Source organism: Streptomyces sp. SID9727, assembly GCF_010550605.1.
Classification (GTDB): Bacteria; Actinomycetota; Actinomycetes; order Streptomycetales; family Streptomycetaceae; genus Streptomyces.
Map to the genome: position 1 here is coordinate 1 of NZ_JAAGNI010000419.1, position 17,294 is coordinate 17,294.

Here is a 17,294-nt window from a genome sequence, read left to right on the forward strand (position 1 = left end):
GCGTGCAGCGGGCCACGGCGGACGCGGTGCGCGCGGTGCCCGGCGGCGCCGTGGTCCGCTGCACGCTGCCCGACGGGTCCACGGCCGACGTGCGCGCGCGCCGCGTGTTCGACAGCCGGCCCCTGCCCGTCCTGCCCCCCGCGCGCACCCAGCTGCTCCAGCACTTCCGGGGCTGGTTCGTCCGCACCGCCACCGTCCGGTTCGATCCCGATGTGGCCGATCTGATGGACTTCCGCGTCCCCCAGCCCGCCCGCGGGCTCGCGTTCGGCTACGTGCTGCCCCTGGCCCCGGACCGGGCGCTCGTGGAGTACACCGAGTTCTCCCGCCGCCCGCTGACCACCGAGGCGTACGAGTCGGCGCTCGGCCACTACTGCCGCGACGTCCTCCGGCTCGGCGCCCTCACGGTGGAGCGTACGGAGCAGGGGGCGATTCCGATGACCGACGGCCGGTTCCCGCACCGGGCCGGGCCCTCGGTGTTCCGGATCGGCACCGCGGGCGGCGCCACCCGCCCGGCCACCGGCTACACCTTCGCTGCCGTGCAACGGCAGAGCCGGGCCATCGCCGCCGCCCTGCGCGACGGACGGGGGGCCGTCCCCGCGCCCCACGGCCGGCGGGCGCTCGCCATGGACGCGATCGTGCTCCGCGCGCTGGACACCGGCCGGATCGACGGCCCGGACTTCTTCACCGGCCTGTTCCGCCGCGTCCCGGCCGAACGGCTGCTGAGGTTCCTCGACGGCACGGCCTCGCTCCGGGAGGAGTGGGGCATCGGGCTGCGCACCCCCGTCCGGCCGATGCTCGCCACCGCCGCCGAACTGCCGTTCCTCCCGCGCCGGACCCGGTCCACCGCCAGAGACGGAGACAACCACCGATGACCCTCCTGCGGGACCACGACCTGGCCCGCGCCTTCGACCACGCCTCCCGCACCTACGACGGCCTCACCTCCCTCAACCCCGGCTACCGCACCGACCTCCTGCGCTCGGCCCGCCGCCTCCGCATCCCCGGGGGCGGCGCCGGACTCCACCTCCTCGACCTCGGATGCGGCACCGGCGCCTCCACCCGCGCCCTGCTCGCCGCCGCGCCCCTGGCCAGGATCACCGCCGTGGACGCCTCGGCGGGCATGCTGCGCCGGGCCCAGGCCAAGCCCTGGCCGGCCCGCGTGCGCTTCCTCCACCTGACCGCCGAGGAGCTGACCACGGCCGGCGAGGGGCCCTTCGACGCGGTGTTCGCCGCCTACCTGTTCCGCAACGTCACCGACCCGGACGCGGTCCTCGGGTCCGTACGGGCCCTGCTGGCGCCGGGCGGGCGTTTCGCCGCGCACGAGTACAGCCTCAGCGGCTCCCGGGCGCACCGGGCGCTGTGGACCGCCGTCTGCCACGGGGTGATCATCCCCGCGGGCACGCTCACCGGTGACCGGGTGCTCTACCGCCACCTCTGGCGGAGCGTCCTCTCCTTCGACACCGCGCCCGTCTTCGCCGGCCGGCTCGCCGTGGCCGGTCTGACCTCGGTGCGGGTCGCTCCCGTCGCCGGTTGGCAGACCGGCATCGTGCACACCTTCCTCGCCCGCAACGGCCGCCCGGCCACGACACCGGAGCACGCCCCGTGAACACCCGACCCCCCGCCGCCCGACGAGGTCGCGACGGCAAGGCCGAAGTCCTCCTGCCCGCACCCGGCGCACCACGCTTCCGACGAGGTGACGAACCGTCCGTCGCCGTCGTCGGGGGCGGCATCGCCGGCCTCTCCGCGGCGACCCTGCTGGCCGAGCGCGGCGCCCGGGTCACCCTGTACGAGAAGGACGACGCACTCGGCGGCCGCCTCGCCGGCCACCGCACCGTACTGGCCGACGGCTCACCCGTGACGATGACCCGCGGCTTCCACGCGTTCTTCCGCCAGTACTACAACCTGCGCGGCCTGTTCCGGCGTACCGACCCCGCGCTCGCACGCCTCGTACCGCTGCCCGACTACCCCCTGCGGCACAGCGGCGGTCTGACCGACAGCTTCGCCCGGGTGCCGAGGACGCCGCCGCTCAGCGCGCTCGGCTTCGTCGCGCTCAGCCCCACCTTCGGATGGCGGGACCTGGCCGCCATGGACGCCCGGGCCGCGCTTCCGCTCCTCGACGTCCGCGTCCCCGAGGTGTACGAGCGCTTCGACGGTGTCGGCGCGACCGCCTTCCTGGAGCGCGTCCGCTTCCCGGAGGCCGCCCACCATCTGGCGTTCGAGGTGTTCTCGCGCAGCTTCTTCGCCGACCCGCGCCGGCTGTCCGCCGCCGAACTGCTGCTGATGTTCCACATCTACTTCCTCGGCTCGGCCGAGGGGCTGCTCTTCGACGTACCGGCCGAACCCTTCCCCCAGGCGCTCTGGGAGCCGCTCGCCGGGTACGTCGAGGGCCTCGGCGCGGACATCCGCACCGGGACGCCCGTGCACCGGATCGCCCCGCGCGACGGCGGCGGCGCCCATGTGCACACCGAGGCCGGTACCCACCGGCACGACGCCGTGGTGCTCGCCCTCGACACCGAGGGCCTGCGGCACACCGTCGCCGCGTCGCCCGGACTCGGCACCGCGCGCTGGCGCGACGGTGTCGCCGCCCTGCGCACCGCACCGCCCTTCCTGGTGTCCCGGCTCTGGCTCGACCGGCCCGTCCGCGCGGACCGGCCCGGCTTCCTCGGCACCAGCGGCTACGACGGGCTCGACAACGTGAGCACCCTGGACCGGTACGAGGGAGAGGCCGCCCGCTGGGCCGCGCGCACCGGGGGCTCCGTCGTGGAACTGCACGCGTACGCCGTCGACCCCGGGGCGGAACACAAGGAGGTGCAGGAACGGCTCGTCGACCGGCTGCACCGGGTCTACCCGGAGACCCGCGACGCGCGCGTGGTCGACTCCCGGCACGAGTGGCGCTCCGACTGCCCGCTCTTCGAGGCCGGCTCGTACCACCTGCGCCCCACCGTGCGCACCCCGCACCCCTGGCTGACGCTCGCGGGGGACGGGATCCGCTGCGAGCTGCCCGTCGCCCTCATGGAACGGGCCGCCACCACCGGCTTCCTGGCCGCGAACGCCCTGCTCGCCGAACGAGGCGTCCGGGGCCAGGTGCTGTGGACGGTGCCCCGGAGGGGCCGCTCCCGCGTGCTCCGGGCGCTCGCCGCCGCAGGGCGGGCCTGAACGGGGTGCCGGGGAGACGCCGAGGATCCGGTCCTGCGCCGCCACTTACCGGTCTTGCTCATCAATCGGTCGACAGATGAGCAAGACGATGCGGCCTCGGCGATCTCCTTGTGGTCCAGTCCGCGTCGTGCAGTGACGAATCCCCCACAGGTCCTGCGAAGGGCTTGATCAGCGCAGGGCGTTGTTGGTGCGGGCGGTCCAGATCGCCAGGGCGGCGAGAAAGGCGCAGGCGCCACCGAGCCACAGCACGCCCGGGAGGCTGAGCGTGTCGACGATGATGCCGCCGGCCAGCGCGCCAAGACCGATGGCCAGGTTGAACACCGCCACCCACAGTGAGGAGGCCGCTTCCACCGCCTGCGGGGCGGCCTTGATCATCCAGGTCTGGAGCCCCACGGACACACCGCCGAAGGCCAGGCCCCAGATGATCAGCAGGATGGCACCTCCGATCGCGGTCTGTCCCAGCAGCAGGAAGAGCGGCATCGCGGCCGTCATGGCTACCGCGATGGTCAGCACACTGCGGTGCACCCGACGGGAGAGCGCCGAGCCGGCGATGAAGTTGCCGATCATGCCCGCAGCGCCGAACCCGAACAGCAGCGGACCGACGTACCGCTCATCGATCCCCGACAGCTTCTGCAGCGCCGGACTCACGAAGGTGTAGGCGGCGAAGTGCCCGAACACCAGGAGCACCGTCGCGATGATGCCGACGCGCACGCCGGGGTTGCGGAGCTGCTCCATCAGCAGCGTGGGCCGGATGGCCTGGGAGGCGACCAGTCCGGGCAGTACCGCGAGCAGAGCAACCAGGGTCGCCAGCGCCAGGACGCTGAGCGAGGCGAAGGCGATGCGCCAGCCGGTCAGGTCACCGACCAGGGTGCCGAGCGGGACCCCGAAAACGTTCGCGGCGCCGACGCCGCCGAAGATGACCGCGGTGGCGCGGGGCACGTCCACGGGGGTGACGAGGCGGACCGCCAGGCCGGCGGCGACCGCCCAGAAGCCGCCGATCGCTATGCCGACCAGCACGCGAGAACCGACCAGCACCACGAAGTTCGGCGCCAGGGTGGAGCCGAGGTTCGCAACGGTCATCAGGGCCATCAACCCGAGCAGCAGGATACGGCGGTCCAGCGACCCGACGATCATCGGGACCAGCGGTGCCGCGAAGCCGGCGACGATGCTGGGCACGGTCACCATCAGTCCAGCCGTCCCCTCGGAGACCGACAGCGCCGACCCCACGGAGGTCAGCAGGCCGATCGGGAGTTGCTCTGCGGTCACCAGGAGGAACGTGCCCAGCGCCACCACGGCGACCGCTAGCCATCGGCTCTCGTCCGGGGGCCCGGGTTCCCGTGTCCGGCCCGGGGTCTGTTCTGCGGTCGTCAAGGATCCTCCTCCACCAATTCGGGAGCGCTCGCTCCCATATGCGGGACAGTAGTATGGGAGCGAACGCTCCACAAGTTGGGTAAGGTGAAGTCATGGCACGCCCACGGCAGTTCGACGAGAAGGACGCGGTCGTCTCGGCGACTGAGCTGTTCTGGCGACGCGGTTACCACGCCACCTCGGTGCGCGACCTGGGTGACGAGCTGAAGCTCACGCCGAGCAGCCTGTATCGGACCTTCACCGACAAGCACACGCTGTTCCTGCGCGCACTCGACCACTACCGGGCCACCGAGTCCGCCCAGGCCCGCCGGCGGCTCGACACGGCGGACCGTCCGGTCCGGGAGGTTGTGCGGGAATGGATGCTGTGGCTGGTCACCTGCCCGGCCGACGGCCAGTCCGGCCGCGGCTGCTTCGTGGTCAACACCGCCACCGAACTGGGCACCACTGACGACAAGGTCCGACAGCGGACCGAGGCCGCGTTCGAGGTCACCCGGCAGGCTTTGCGCTCGGTGCTGGCCGAGGGCCGCGACCGTGGCGAGCTGCCCGACGACCTCGATCCCGACGACGCTGCAGAACTACTGTTCACCACCGTTCTCGGCCTGCGGGTGCGGGAACGAGCCGGCCACGACCTCGAAAGTCTGACCACCGCGATCGACCTTGCGCTCCGGGCACTGGGGCCCGCGCCCGCAGAACCGGCCTGACGGTCCGAAGCCACTGAAGCCGGCTTCGGACCACCACCGACTCAGCGGTGTGCTACGGCGCCGGCTGTACGCGGGGTGGGAGGCGTTGCGGGTGAAGCGGCGCAGGACCGCCTCGGTCGACGCGGTCCGCGTCCGCCGTTTGCGGCTGGTGACAGCGTTCCTGCCGGCACGCCTGAACCGCGTCAGCCCGGGAAGCGCCCGGTGCTGCGCAGCGCCCAGCGCCGCTCCGCGTACGCCAGGTCGTCCACCCACAACCGCCCGGCCGTGCGGCGCATCAGCGGCCGCAGCACCGGGGCGGCGGCCCGCGCGACCGCGAAGCCCGGCCGGTCCGAGGTGGCGAGCGTGGCCTCGACGACGGCGGTGCGCGGGTGCTCGTGGTCCGGGCGGGTCAGCGGCGTCGCGTGTGTCTCCACGACGGAGGACACGCCCTCGCCGTCCGTGATGCGCATGACGACGGTACGCGGCCCCGGCGCCGTGAACTCGGCCCGCACCGGCACCACCAGGCGCCCCGCCACCCGGAAGGAGACGTCCACCACGAAGGCGTCGTCCTCGTCGTCCCGCGGCTCTCGCACCACCGACAGATCGATGAACGAGTACGGGTGGAACCACGAACCGTGCCACGGGTCGAGCCGGTTGGCCACCACGTCCTGCGGTTCGCAGCGCCCGGCCGCCGTGAACACCGCGTCCACCGCCCCACCACGCGCGGGCCGTACCGGCACCATGGGCCGCTCGGTGGGCTCCTCGCCCCCGACCTCGTCCAGCCGCACCCACACGAGTACGCCGTCGTCGTGCACCGGGAAGGGCTGCCAGCCCGCGAACGGAGCGCCGTCCAGGGCGAGTCCGTGCCAGTGGCACACCAGCGTGCCGCACACCACCCGGCTCTCCCGCAGCGGTGCGCCCAGGTGGGGGCAGACACCGGACCCGGCGCGCAGTTCACCGTCGTCCGTACGCCACAGCACGATCTCCGTGCCGCCGACCGTCCGGCCGTACGGTTCGCCGGCGCGGACGTCACGCGAGGCGCCCACCACGTACCAGTTGCCGGACGGACGTGTCGTCGCCCGCTTCAGCGCCCCGGAGACGAGCGCCGGCCGGGCGTCCCGCCACGTCGGCTCCTGCGCCGCCCAGCCGGGACCGGAACCCCGCAGCCGCAGTGGCGGCGACCACCGCCTGCCGTTCCGCCGGGTCACCGCACCGGTTCCTTCCGCTCGGCTTCGGGGCCGTCCACCACCGCCCGGCCGCGCGCCCGCCACCGGGCCCCGGTCACATGCAGCACCCCGATGGCGGCTGTGGCGGCACGCCGCCTCCGGGAGACGACCGCGCGGCGGTGCAGGACGCGGTAGTCCTGCTCGGCGACCGCGTCGAGGATCCCGCCGTAGAGGGTGAACGCCGCGCGGATGCACGGGCGCACCCGTGGGTCGAGCATGCCGATGCCCGGCTCCGCGGTCCGGTAGACGCCGCGCGTCAGCTCCGCCGCGGCCACCAGCGCGGCCCGGATGCGGGCGTCCTCGCGCCCGGTGCGCCGGCTCCATTCCAGCAGCGCCCGGTCCACGCCGTGGGCGGACAGCAGGTCACCGGGCAGGTAGACGCGGCCCCGGTCGAGGTCCTCGCCCACGTCGCGTACGAAGTTGGTGAGCTGGAACGCCACCCCCAGCGCCGCCGCGTGCGGCTCGGCCTCCTGCCGGGGCACGACCGTGCCGAGCACCGGCAGCATCTGCAGCCCGATCACCGCGGCCGAACCGTGCACGTACGTCTGCAGGTCGGCATAGGTGGGGTAGTGGGTGACGGTCAGGTCGGCGCGCATCGAGGACAGGAAGTCGGCGAACAGGTCGTGGCCGATGCCGTACCTGGCCGCGGTGTCGGCGACCGCCCGGACCACCGGTTCGTCGCCCGTGCCGGTCCGCAGCCCGTGCGCCAGGTCGCTCTCCAGGCGCAGCAGCAGCCGGTCGCGCTCGGCGGGCGTCCGGTGCCGGTCCAGGTCGTCGACGATGTCGTCGGCCCAGCGGGCGAAGCCGTACAGGGCGTGCACGGCGGACCGCCGCTCGGGCGGCAGGAGCCGGGTGGCCAGGAAGTACGTACGGCCGTGGCGGGCGTTGAGCCGCCGGCACCGGGCGTACGCGGTGCGCAGCCCGGGGTCGGTGATGCCGGCCGCGTCCAGTTCACGACGGGTCATCGGCACCTGCCCGGACCAGGGGGGAGGGGCCGGTGCGCATCCGGCGGGGGCGCGGCCCGGCGACGCCGGTGATCCGCGCGGCGGCCAGCTTGCCGCTGATGAGCACCGTCGGCACGCCGACGCCCGGTGTCGTGCCGCACCCCGCCAGGACCGCGTTCTCCGTCCCCCGTACGAGGTTGCGCGGACGGAAGGGACCGGTCTGGGCGAAGGTGTGGGACAGGGAGAACGGACTGCCGGCGGCGTGTCCCCGGGCCGTCCAGTCGAGCGGGGTCACCAGAAGCTCCTCCTCGACGCTGTCCGCGAACCCGTCCAGACCCCGGCGTTCGAGTTCGCGGACCAGGCTGTCCCGGTAGCGCGGGCCCAGGTCCGCCCAGGCGGTGGCCGGGGGACCGGTCGTGGTGTTGGGGCACGGGGCGAGGACGTAGTGCAGATGGCGGCCCGGGGGCGCCAGGGACGGATCGTGTGCCGTGGGGCGCGTGATCAGCAGCGAGGGGTCGCTCATCAGCGCGCCCGTACGGGTCAGCTCCTCGAACGTCCGCTCCCACGCGGCGCCGAAGGAGAGGGTGTGGTGCGCGAGGTGCGGCCAGGTCCGGCCGGTACCGGCGTGCAGGACCACGGCGGACGGCGAATGGCGCGGCCGGGCCGGGCGCAGCGGGCGGCGCCCCAGCAGCCGGTAGGCGGCGGCCGGTTCGCACGTCAGCACCACCGCGTCGCACGGGATGCGCTCGCCGGACGCCAGGCGCACGGCCCGTACCCGCCCCGCCGAACGTTCCAGCGTGCTCACCTCGGCCCCCCACCGCAGGTCGGCGCCCGCCTCCGCCGCCGCGTCGGCCATGGCCCGGGGGAGCGCGTGCATGCCGCCCTTCGGGAACCAGACGCCGGCCACGGTGTCCATGTAGGCGATCACGGCGTAGGCCGCGAGCGCCCTGGCCGGGGCCACACCGGCGTACAGCGCCTGGAAGGAGAAGACGCGCCGCAGGCGTTCGTCGGAGAGGAAGCGGCCGATCCGGCCGCCGAGACGTCCGAACCCGCCCAGTGCCGCGAGCCGGGCCAGGTCCGGGTGCAGCAGCCCGAAGGGCGAGTCGAAGTTCGTGTCGATGAAGCGACTCATCTGCGCCCGGTACAGGCGCTCCAGCCATTGCCGCAGGTCGCGGTAGCCCGCCGCCTCCGCCGGTCCGGCGAAACGCCGCACCTCCGCCTCCATCGCCGCGCCGTCGGTGTGTACGTCCAGCGAGGACCCGTCCGCGAAGCAGGCCCGATATGCCGGGTGTAGCGCCGTCAGCTCGACCCGGCGGTACAGGCTGTCGCCCACCGCGGCGAACGCCTCGTCGGCCAGGTGTGGCATCGTCAGCACCGTGGGGCCGGTGTCGATCTCGAACCCGCCGAGCCGCACCCTGCCCGCCCGGCCTCCGGGGCCCGCGTCCCGTTCGACCACGGTGACCCGGCGGCCCGCCCCCAGCAGATGCAGGGCACACGCCAGTCCGGACAGGCCCGCGCCCACCACGACGACATGGCCGGTGGGCCCCGGTACGGCCTTCACGCGGTCTCCCCGTCCGGCGGTCCGGGCATGCGCGGCCCCCTCTTGCTCTCGCACGCACGCCGGCCTCCTGCCGGAACGCGTATCGGGCGATCTCACCGCGGTCGCCGGCGGATGCGGCGTTCACCGCGGCGTGTCGCCCCGCGAGTCCCCCGGTCGGCGTACGTTCCGGTTGCCGGGGGTCCCGTCACGTGCTGTGCGCGTACCGGCGGGCGTCCGCCGGCCGGCCGGGGTACGTGAGTCCGCGTACGTGAGGTGCGTATAAGGTGTGCCTTACCTAATGGTTCAACGCTGAACAAGCGACGCTCTTGGAGTACCTCATGCTCTTCCGAAGGCACGGTCTGGCCGCGGCTTCCGTCGTCCTGGTGACCCTGGCCTCCCTGTCGGCCTGCGGCAGCGACAACGGCCCGGCCAACGGATCCGCCGCCTCCGGGGCGGCCAAGGATTCGAAGGCGGTGGCCCAGGGAGGCAAGGACTTCGGGGACGCCGCGGCGAAGACCGCCGCGATGGGCACGGACGCCAAGCCCGGCCAGTGGCCGCGGACGATCCGCCACGCCATGGGCAGCACGGTCGTCGAGCACCGCCCCGAGCGCGTGGTCGTCCTCGACGTCGGCGAGCTGGACAACGTCGTCTCGCTCGGCCTCAAGCCGGTCGGCCTCGCCCCGAGCGAGGGCTCCCCCGAACTGCCCGCCTACCTCAAGGACGACGCGGGCAAGCCGGCGAACGTCGGCACCATCAACAGCCTCAACCTGGAGGCCATCGCCGCGCTCAAGCCCGACCTCATCCTGGGCAGCCAGCTGCGCGCCGCCAAGTCCTACGACGAGCTCTCGCAGATCGCGCCGACCGTCTTCTCCATCCGCCCCGGCTTCACCTGGAAGGAGAACTACCTCCTCAACGCGGCCGCCCTCGACAAGACCGCCGCGGCCGAGAAGAACCTCGCCGCTTACGAGGCGAAGACGAAGGATCTCGCGGCCCGGCTCGGCGCCGACAAGCCGACCGTGTCCATGGTGCGCTTCATGGCCGAGGGGCGGATCCGCCTCTACGCCAACGACTCCTTCATCGGCACCATCCTCAAGGACGTCGGCATTCCGCGGCCCGAGAACCAGGACATCGCCGACCTCGCGGCCGAGATCAGCGCCGAGAACATCGACCAGGCCGACGCCGACTACATCTTCACCGGCGTGTACGGAAGCCCCAAGGCCACGCAGAAGAGCGAGGTCCAGCGCAACCCGCTCTGGAAGAACCTGGACGCCGTCAAGAAGGGCCACGCCTTCGACGTACCGGACGAGACCTGGTACCTCGGGCTCGGTGTCACCGCGGCCGACACCGTCCTGGACGACCTGGAGAAGTACCTCACCAGCTGAGACGACGCGGCGCCCGCCCGGGCGCCGCGCTCTCCCCGTCCGCAGAAGCACCCGCGAGGAAGGAAAGTGAGTGCGGCACATGGCGCGAACCGATGGGCGCCGCCTCGTCCACCTGACGATGTGTCTGGCACTGCTGCTCGTCGCCGTACTGCTGAGCCTCGCGGTGGGCAGCCGGGCGGTCGCGCCCGGCGAGGCCGTCTCGGCGCTCCTGCACGGCGGCACCAGTGACAACGCCCAGGTGGTGAGGGCCATGCGTGTCCCGCGCACCGTCATCGGGGTGCTCGCGGGCACCGCACTCGCGGTGGCGGGGACCATGATGCAGGGCATCACCCGCAACCCGATCGCCGAACCCGGCATCCTCGGCGTCAGCCAGGGCGCCTCGGTCGGCGTGGTGTGCGCCCTCACCTTCTGCGGGGTGCACACCCTCACGGGGTACATCTGGTTCGCGTTCGCCGGTGCCGCGCTGGCCGCCGTCGCGGTCTACGCCGTCGCGGCCGGCGGGTACCGCGGGGCCTCACCCGTGAAGCTCGCGCTCTCCGGCGCCGCGATGAACGCCCTCCTGGGCGCGGTGGTCTCCGCCGTCGTCACCACGGACGCCCGCGCCCTGGACGAGTTCCGGTTCTGGCAGGTCGGCTCCATCGACGGCCGGGGCCCCGACGTCATCGCCCAGATCTGGCCGTTCGTCCTGGCCGGGCTGCTGCTGAGCGCGGTACTGGCCCGCGGCCTGGACGCGCTCGCCCTCGGCGACGAGGCCGCCAAGGGCCTCGGGCACAACGTGGGCCTGCTCCGTGTGGGCGGCGCGGCGGCGGCGACCGTGCTGACCGGCGCCGCGGTCGCCGCCGCCGGCCCGATCGCCTTCACCGGACTGGCCGTCCCGCACATCGCGCGGGCCCTGGTGGGCACGGCGCACCGGTGGGTGCTCCCGGTCGCGGCCGTGCTCGGCCCGGTGATGATCCTGCTCTCCGACGTGCTCGGCCGCATCGTGTTCCCGCCCTCGGAGGTACCGGTCGCCGTGATGACCGCGCTGCTCGGCGTCCCGTTCCTCATAGCCCTCGTACGGCGCAAGGCGGTGGTCGCCGCATGAACCGCACCGCAGTGGCCTCGCCACGGCTCAGGCCGGCCGGGCACTCCGTGCTGCGCCCGGGACGCGCCAGTTTCCTCGTGCACCGCAGGGCGTCGCTCGTGGCCGTCGTGCTCGCCGTACTGCTGCTGGCCGCCGTGGTGGCGTACCTGTGCGTCGGCGAGTCCTTCGTTTCGCCCGGTTCGGTGGTGGACGTCCTGCTCGGCCGGCCGAGCCCGGACACGTTCGTCGTCGGCACCCTGCGGCTGCCGCGCCTGACGGTCGGACTGCTGGCCGGACTCGCCTTCGGGGTGGCCGGCGCCCTCATCCAGACCGTGGCCCGCAACCCCCTGGCCAGCCCCGACATCATCGGGGTGACCCACGGGGCGGGAGCCGCGACGGTCGCGGCGATGAGTTTCGGCCTGGTCGGCTACACCGCGCTGCCCTACGTGTCGGTCGCCGGCGGCCTCGCGGCGGCGCTGCTGGTGTACGCCTTCGCCTGGCGCCGGGGCCTGCACGCCTCCCGCTTCGTGCTCATCGGCATCGGCGTCTCCGTCGCGCTCGGCTCGCTGACCCAGCTGTTCCTCACGAAGGGCGACTTCCTCGTCGCCCAGCAGGCGAAGGTCTGGCTCACCGGTTCGCTCAACAGCCGGGGTTACGACGACGCCGCACCGCTCGCGACGGCCCTGCTCCTCGCGATCCCCGCGACGCTGTGGGCCGCCAGGGCCCAGCGCGGGGCGTCCCTGGACGACGACACGGCGGCGTCGCTGGGCATCCGGCTCGACCGGGTGCGGCTCGGCCTGACCGCTCTCGGCGTCGTGCTGGCCTCCCTGGCCACCGGAGCGTGCGGGCCCGTCGACTTCGTCGCCCTGCTCGCACCGCAGATCGCCCGCAGGCTCTCCCGTACGCCGCAGACCCCCCTGCTGGCCTCGGCGCTCACCGGCGCCCTGGTCGTCGTGGTCGCGGACCTGCTGGCCCGGCGCCTGTTCTCACCCGTCGAACTCCCCGTCGGCGTCCTGACCGCAGCGGTGGGCGCCCCTTACCTGATGTGGCTGATCGCGCGTGGCCGCAGCCGCTCCGGAGGCACCTCATGACCCGCAGCCGACTCGCCGCCCGGTCCCTGACGCTGGCGTACGAGGACCGCACCGTCGTCGACGGACTGGACCTGGAGATTCCCGACGGACAGGTCACGGTCATCGTCGGCCCCAACGCGTGCGGCAAGTCCACGCTGCTCCGCGCCCTGGGCCGGCTGCTCAAGCCGAGCGGCGGCTCCGTGCTGCTCGACGGCGCGGAGCTCGCCGGGCTGCCCGGACGCCGGATCGCCCGGACGGTCGGGGTCCTTCCGCAGAGCCCCGTCCCGCCCGACGGCATCACGGTCGCTGACCTCGTGGCGCGCGGCCGCCAGCCGTACCAGAAGTGGTGGCAGCAGTGGTCCGAGGCCGACGAACGCGCCGTCACGGAGGCCCTGGAGCACACCGGCACCGCCGCGCTCGCCGACCGTTCGGTGGACGAGCTCTCGGGAGGCCAGCGGCAACGCGTGTGGATCGCGATGGCCCTGGCGCAGGAGACCGAGATCCTCCTGCTGGACGAGCCGACCACGTACCTCGACATCGCCCACCAGGTGGAGGTGCTCGACCTGGTGCGCCGCCTCAACCACGAGCGCGGGCGCACCGTCGTCGCCGTGCTCCACGATCTCAACCAGGCCGCGCGCTACGCCGACCACCTGGTCGCCATGCGCGACGGGCGTGTCGTCGCCGAGGGGCCGCCGTCGGACATCGTCACCGCCGACCTGGTCCGCGCGGTCTTCGGCCTCGACGCGACCGTCGTCCCCGACCCGGTCACGGGCAACCCCCTCGTGGTGCCCGGCGCGCCGTGGCGGCCCGCCGACGACGGTCAGGTGACGGGGACGCCCGGGTTGACCAGCCCGGCACCGCCGGTCACCCGGTTGTCCGAGGTCACCGTGGCGGGGCAGCCCGACGAGGCGTAGTTGGTGACGTCGATGGCGAAGCGGGTGGGGCCCGTGGCGCCGGTCAGGTCCGCGGTGTTGTCGCGGAAGACCGTGCCGCAGCCCCAGCCCGGGGCCTGGGTGTGGGTCTGGAAGCCGTCGTTGGTCGTGCCGGTGCCCCGGTTGTTCTCGACCGTGTAGCCGTTGCCCTTGATGTCCACCCACGAGTCGTCGTAGTTGGCCCCGGTGAGACCGTCGCCGTCGAAGGTGTTCCCGGAGATCAGACCGCCCGTGGTGCCTTCCTTGACGTCGATGTTCTCGCCGCCGATACCGGGGCCGATGACGTTGTCGAGGATGCGGACGTGGTCGCTGGCGTCCGTAAGGGTGTTAGCCGTGCCGACGTACACCCCCTCGCCCATTCCGTTGCCCGACAGGCCCGTGTCGTGGATGAAGGAGTTCCGGACCACTCCGTAGCCGCTCGACGTCCGGAAGTGGATGCCCTCCATGGTCGTGTGGTGGACCTCCACCGAGTCGGCGACGACGTGGTCGGACGAGTCGATCATGATGCCCTTCTGGCCGCCGGTCACGGTGACGCCCCGGATCACCCAGTACGGCGCACTGGTGAGCTGGATGCCGTTCCCGCCGCCCGTGGGGGTGGTGAGGACCGCGGCCCGCGAGCCGGTCAGGGTGATCGGTGCGCTCGCGGTGCCACCCCGTGCGATCTTGAAGTTTCCCGAGTAGGGGCCGTCCGCCAGTTCGATCGTCTGCCCCGGCGCGGCGGCGGCCAGCGCGGCCTTGAGCTCCTTGCCGTTCGTCACCCGTACCACCGCCGTGCCTACGGACTCCGAGGCGGCCGAGGCGGCACCGGGCGTGGCGAGCAGGCCGGTGCCGACGAGGACCGCGGCGACGGCGGCGCACCGCACCGGCCGCCCGGACCGGCTGGTAGGGGAAGGGGTACGGGGCATGGCGGGACCTCACCGTCTTGGCAGGGGCATAACAATTGGCAAGGTGCCCCAGATTGGACTGGACCATCGGAGTCGTCAAGGGGGAGACGGCCCGGGCCCGCGAAGTCGAACCCCGGGATCGGCGTCGTGCCCGATCGCGATCATGGCCGCGTCGTCGTCCAGATGCCCGCCGACGTACCCCAGCAGATCGTCGCGGAAGCGGTCGATGAAGGAGTCGGGGTCGCCCTCCGCCCAGCCGGTGACACGTTCCGCGAGGGGATAGAAGGCGCGGGACGCGTCGCGGGCCTCGGTCACACCGTCGGTGTACAGCAGCAGAAGGTCGCCGGGAACGAAGCGGAAGCTGTCGATGCGGTAGCGCGGGCGCGACAGACCGCCCAGCCCCAGCGGGGGAGCGGGCGAGGCGGCGACCATCGTCAGCGGCCGTCCGTCGCGCAGCACGACCGGCGGGGGATGCCCGCAGGAGACCATGTGCACGCGGTCGTGCCGGTCCGGGATGTCGAGCACGGTGGCGGTGATGAACGATTCCCCGGGACCGTGGCCGCCCGATTCGGGAAGCCCCCGGGACACGCTCTCGTCCAAGTGGGCGACCAACTCGTCCAGGCCCGTCCGGTGCCGGGCCGCGGCGTGGAACGCGCCGAGCAGCAGCGCCGCTTCGCGGACCGCACCGACCCCCTTGCCCCGTACGTCACCGATGATCAGCCGCGTCCCCGTCTCGGTGCGCGCCGCCGCGTACAGGTCCCCGCCGATCTGCGCCTCCGCCTCCGCCGCGAGGTAGAGCGAGGCCGCGCGCAGGGGCCCGAGGCGCCGGGGCAGTGGGGGCAGGACGACCCGCTGGACCGCCTCGGAGACGTACCGCACCTGCTCCAGCTCCCGGGCGCGGCGTTCCCTCAGCACGCAGAAGACCACCAGGCACATCCCGACGAGCGCCAGGGCGGCGATCTGTGTCTGGTGGTTGGCCGAGAACAGTTCGTCCGGATCGCGCAGCACCGCGATCGCCGCCTGAGCGATCACCGCGAGCGCGGCCACGAATCCGACGGCCCGGGGGCCGCCGATCGAGGGAGTGACCGCGGGGGCCGCCACGAGCAGCGGGCCCAGATGGACGTCGCGCGGTGCGAGAACGTCCACCAGGGAGACCGCGATGATCCACCCGATGGGTGCGGCGAGCAGTGCCCGGCGGTGTCTTTCGGCGTGCTGCGCCATGACTCCTCTCTACACCGCACCCGCCCGGCCCGCACGTGCCCGGTCCCCGCATCGCGGGGCGGCGTGGCGAGGGGCTGTGCCCGTGGCTTCCGGGCCCAGCCCCTCGGAGGTGTCCTGCCGATCAGGGTCGGAGCCGGTCATGACCGGCAAGGCACCCCCTCGGCCAGGCGGCTCAGGAGAAGGCGACCGACCTCAGGAGCAGGCGGTCGGAGGCGCCCCTGCCGGGCGGCAGGACGTAGTAGGTGTCGCCCTCGCAGTCGGCGTCGAGGAAGACGATGGCGGTCGCGTCCGTGAGGTTCTTGGGCGCCCGGTAGGGGGCCCCGGGCACGGACGCGGGAGCGTCCAGGTTGACGCACCGGCCGCTGTCCGGGTTGTTGAGGAAGCCGACGGCCTCGTACCCGTCCTCGGTGGTGTACGAGTACCGGAACTGGCCGGTCGCGGCCGACGCCGAGCCGGGCACGGCCACGAGAAGCACGGCCGCGCCGGCCGCCGCGCCGACAGCCTTGGTGAGAGAGCGAAGAGACACCGGGGATCGTCCTCTTTCTTGTTGTCCTTCGGGTCGGTGCCAGGGATGCCCACGCTGCCCGGGAGCCAACACGACTTCCCCCGATCGGGCCGCGTCGAATCGTTTCTCCAAGGTCGAATGGCCTATACGTCCCGTCCCTCAAGATGTCCGGCCCGCCGTGTGACGGGCCGGGGTGCGGTGCGAGCGTGGGGGCCATGACTACTGACGTACCGGAAGACGCACGGGTCGCCCGGGTGTGGGCCCAGATCCTGGAATGGCTCGCCGAGTACACCCCGCCGTCGTACGCGGCCCTCCGGCCGGGCGCGTCCGACGATGAACTGACCGAGCTGGAGGTGGCCTTGGGCGTGCGCGTCCCGGAGGAGCTGAAGGCGCTGTGGCGGCTGTCCGCCGGTGAGGACGGTGTGAACGGCTCGGGGCTCATGCTGGGTGACTGGGCTTTGATGCCGCTCGACGCCGTGGCCGAGGTCCACCGTCGGCAGATGGAGGTCGAGAAGGAGTTCAGCGGGGAGGACGGCCCGGCGTTCTGGGAATCCTGGTGGATCCCGTTCTGCTCCTCCGGTCCGGCCGACACCGTCCTCGGCCTCTTCCTCGACGGCCGGACCGGCGAGGTGCGCCGCTGGACCAGGTACGGGGACCGCGACCGGGAGTACACGTCGCTGGCCGCCTACCTCGAACTCATGGCGGTCAACCTCGAAGCCCCCCTGACGGCGGCGGGACCCGAGAAGCCCGGCATGCTGGACGGCGCCCTGGTCTGGGGACCCCCGGACGGCGAGGACGGCGACCAGTGGGTACGCCACCTCGGCCAGGCCCCGCCGCGCCATCCCGCCAAGACCCTCGGCGCGATCCGGGAGGCGCTGCCCCACGACGAGCGCGACGCGTTCGACGAGCGGCGCGACGCGGTCGACCTGACCGACCCGGGGGCCGTCGCCGCCTTCCTGGACCACTGGTGGGGGCGTGCCGTGGAGGTCCAGGAGCAACTGGAGGACGACATCGCCTCCGCGCTGCGAGGAAACGTCATGGCGCAGCCCGGCCGCGATCTGGCGCCGGAGCACGAGGCCGCGCTGCCGTCCGCGCTGCGCCACAGGCCGCCGTCCTTCGACGACATCCGGGCCGCCCTGCGCCACGAGAGCGTCCGCGCACGGTTCCGCCAGGACCTCCTGAACGCGATCCCGCCCCACTTCCCGGCCCTGCTGCTGCGCTGGTGGGACATCGCCCGCCTGATGGCCGACCCCCGTGGCGACCGGGCCGTGCGCGCCGTGGTGGGCGGCCGCCGCGCAGCGCGGAAGGCCCGGTAGCCGCGTCCCT

The 17,294-nt window shown here is 73.3% G+C and carries 16 protein-coding genes; 9 read left to right on the forward strand and 7 right to left on the reverse strand.

The window, feature by feature from the left end:
- The 3 genes from G3I41_RS29255 to G3I41_RS29265 all read left to right on the forward strand — a co-directional run.
- Nucleotides 1-872, forward strand: an 872-nt coding sequence (locus tag G3I41_RS29255) for a lycopene cyclase family protein (RefSeq protein ID WP_164403440.1), incomplete at its 5' end; no start/stop codon positions are given.
- Nucleotides 869-1,603: a methyltransferase domain-containing protein gene (locus tag G3I41_RS29260; RefSeq protein WP_164403442.1), complete on the forward strand. Its 735-nt coding sequence runs from the start codon at nucleotides 869-871 to the stop codon at nucleotides 1,601-1,603. The genes G3I41_RS29255 and G3I41_RS29260, both read left to right, overlap by 4 nt.
- Nucleotides 1,600-3,153 (forward strand): NAD(P)/FAD-dependent oxidoreductase, encoded by a 1,554-nt coding sequence (locus G3I41_RS29265; protein ID WP_164403444.1) that lies wholly within the window; start codon nucleotides 1,600-1,602, stop codon nucleotides 3,151-3,153. Before G3I41_RS29260 ends, G3I41_RS29265 begins: the two co-directional genes overlap by 4 nt.
- 168 nt (nucleotides 3,154-3,321) lie before the next feature.
- Here G3I41_RS29265 and G3I41_RS29270 read toward each other — a convergent pair whose 3' ends face one another.
- Nucleotides 3,322-4,524 (reverse strand): MFS transporter, encoded by a 1,203-nt coding sequence (locus tag G3I41_RS29270; RefSeq protein ID WP_164403446.1) that lies wholly within the window; start codon nucleotides 4,522-4,524, stop codon nucleotides 3,322-3,324.
- Between the two features lie 92 nt (nucleotides 4,525-4,616).
- Here G3I41_RS29270 and G3I41_RS29275 point away from each other — a divergent pair, with 92 nt between their 5' ends.
- Nucleotides 4,617-5,222 (forward strand): TetR/AcrR family transcriptional regulator, encoded by a 606-nt coding sequence (locus tag G3I41_RS29275; RefSeq protein ID WP_164403447.1) that lies wholly within the window; start codon nucleotides 4,617-4,619, stop codon nucleotides 5,220-5,222.
- Between the two features lie 182 nt (nucleotides 5,223-5,404).
- On the opposite strand, the gene G3I41_RS29280 is transcribed toward G3I41_RS29275, so the two are convergent.
- From G3I41_RS29280 to crtI, 3 genes are read right to left on the reverse strand one after another with little or no spacing between them, the layout of a single operon-like run.
- Nucleotides 5,405-6,409, reverse strand: a complete 1,005-nt coding sequence (locus tag G3I41_RS29280; RefSeq protein WP_164403449.1) for a DUF5914 domain-containing protein — start codon at nucleotides 6,407-6,409, stop codon at nucleotides 5,405-5,407.
- On the reverse strand, nucleotides 6,406-7,392 hold the full coding sequence (locus G3I41_RS29285; protein WP_164403451.1) for a phytoene/squalene synthase family protein: 987 nt from the start codon (nucleotides 7,390-7,392) through the stop codon (nucleotides 6,406-6,408). The genes G3I41_RS29280 and G3I41_RS29285 overlap by 4 nt, the downstream gene beginning before the upstream one ends.
- The gene (crtI, locus tag G3I41_RS29290) at nucleotides 7,379-8,932 is read right to left on the reverse strand and encodes a phytoene desaturase family protein (protein ID WP_164403453.1); all 1,554 of its coding nucleotides are present in this window, start codon (nucleotides 8,930-8,932) and stop codon (nucleotides 7,379-7,381) included. Before crtI ends, G3I41_RS29285 begins: the two co-directional genes overlap by 14 nt.
- 317 nt (nucleotides 8,933-9,249) lie before the next feature.
- Between crtI and G3I41_RS29295 the strand changes: the two genes are divergently transcribed.
- From G3I41_RS29295 to G3I41_RS29310, 4 genes are all read left to right on the forward strand, one after another.
- Complete coding sequence (locus G3I41_RS29295) at nucleotides 9,250-10,293, forward strand: iron-siderophore ABC transporter substrate-binding protein (protein WP_164403455.1); 1,044 nt, start codon at nucleotides 9,250-9,252, stop codon at nucleotides 10,291-10,293.
- A 79-nt stretch (nucleotides 10,294-10,372) separates the two neighbouring features.
- Complete coding sequence (locus G3I41_RS29300) at nucleotides 10,373-11,377, forward strand: iron ABC transporter permease (protein WP_164403456.1); 1,005 nt, start codon at nucleotides 10,373-10,375, stop codon at nucleotides 11,375-11,377.
- On the forward strand, nucleotides 11,374-12,447 hold the full coding sequence (locus G3I41_RS29305) for an iron chelate uptake ABC transporter family permease subunit (RefSeq protein ID WP_164403458.1): 1,074 nt from the start codon (nucleotides 11,374-11,376) through the stop codon (nucleotides 12,445-12,447). Before G3I41_RS29300 ends, G3I41_RS29305 begins: the two co-directional genes overlap by 4 nt.
- Nucleotides 12,444-13,340 carry an ABC transporter ATP-binding protein gene (locus G3I41_RS29310; protein ID WP_164403460.1) on the forward strand — a complete coding sequence of 299 codons (897 nt, stop codon included), beginning with the start codon at nucleotides 12,444-12,446 and terminating at the stop codon, nucleotides 13,338-13,340. Before G3I41_RS29305 ends, G3I41_RS29310 begins: the two co-directional genes overlap by 4 nt.
- Here G3I41_RS29310 and G3I41_RS29315 read toward each other — a convergent pair.
- The 3 genes from G3I41_RS29315 to G3I41_RS29325 all read right to left on the reverse strand — a co-directional run bounded on the left by G3I41_RS29315 (nucleotide 13,247) and on the right by G3I41_RS29325 (nucleotide 15,989).
- Nucleotides 13,247-14,263, reverse strand: a complete 1,017-nt coding sequence (locus G3I41_RS29315; protein WP_164403461.1) for a right-handed parallel beta-helix repeat-containing protein — start codon at nucleotides 14,261-14,263, stop codon at nucleotides 13,247-13,249. The two genes, G3I41_RS29310 and G3I41_RS29315, sit on opposite strands and share 94 nt — an antisense overlap.
- Nucleotides 14,264-14,338: 75 nt before the next feature.
- Complete coding sequence (locus tag G3I41_RS29320; RefSeq protein ID WP_164403463.1) at nucleotides 14,339-15,463, reverse strand: PP2C family protein-serine/threonine phosphatase; 1,125 nt, start codon at nucleotides 15,461-15,463, stop codon at nucleotides 14,339-14,341.
- Nucleotides 15,464-15,635: 172 nt separating this feature from the next.
- Nucleotides 15,636-15,989, reverse strand: coding sequence for a hypothetical protein (locus G3I41_RS29325; RefSeq protein ID WP_343242247.1), 354 nt, complete (start codon nucleotides 15,987-15,989; stop codon nucleotides 15,636-15,638).
- Between the two features lie 194 nt (nucleotides 15,990-16,183).
- Between G3I41_RS29325 and G3I41_RS29330 the strand changes: the two genes are divergently transcribed.
- Nucleotides 16,184-17,284 carry an SMI1/KNR4 family protein gene (locus G3I41_RS29330; RefSeq protein WP_164403465.1) on the forward strand — a complete coding sequence of 367 codons (1,101 nt, stop codon included), beginning with the start codon at nucleotides 16,184-16,186 and terminating at the stop codon, nucleotides 17,282-17,284.
- Nucleotides 17,285-17,294 lie beyond the last annotated feature (10 nt).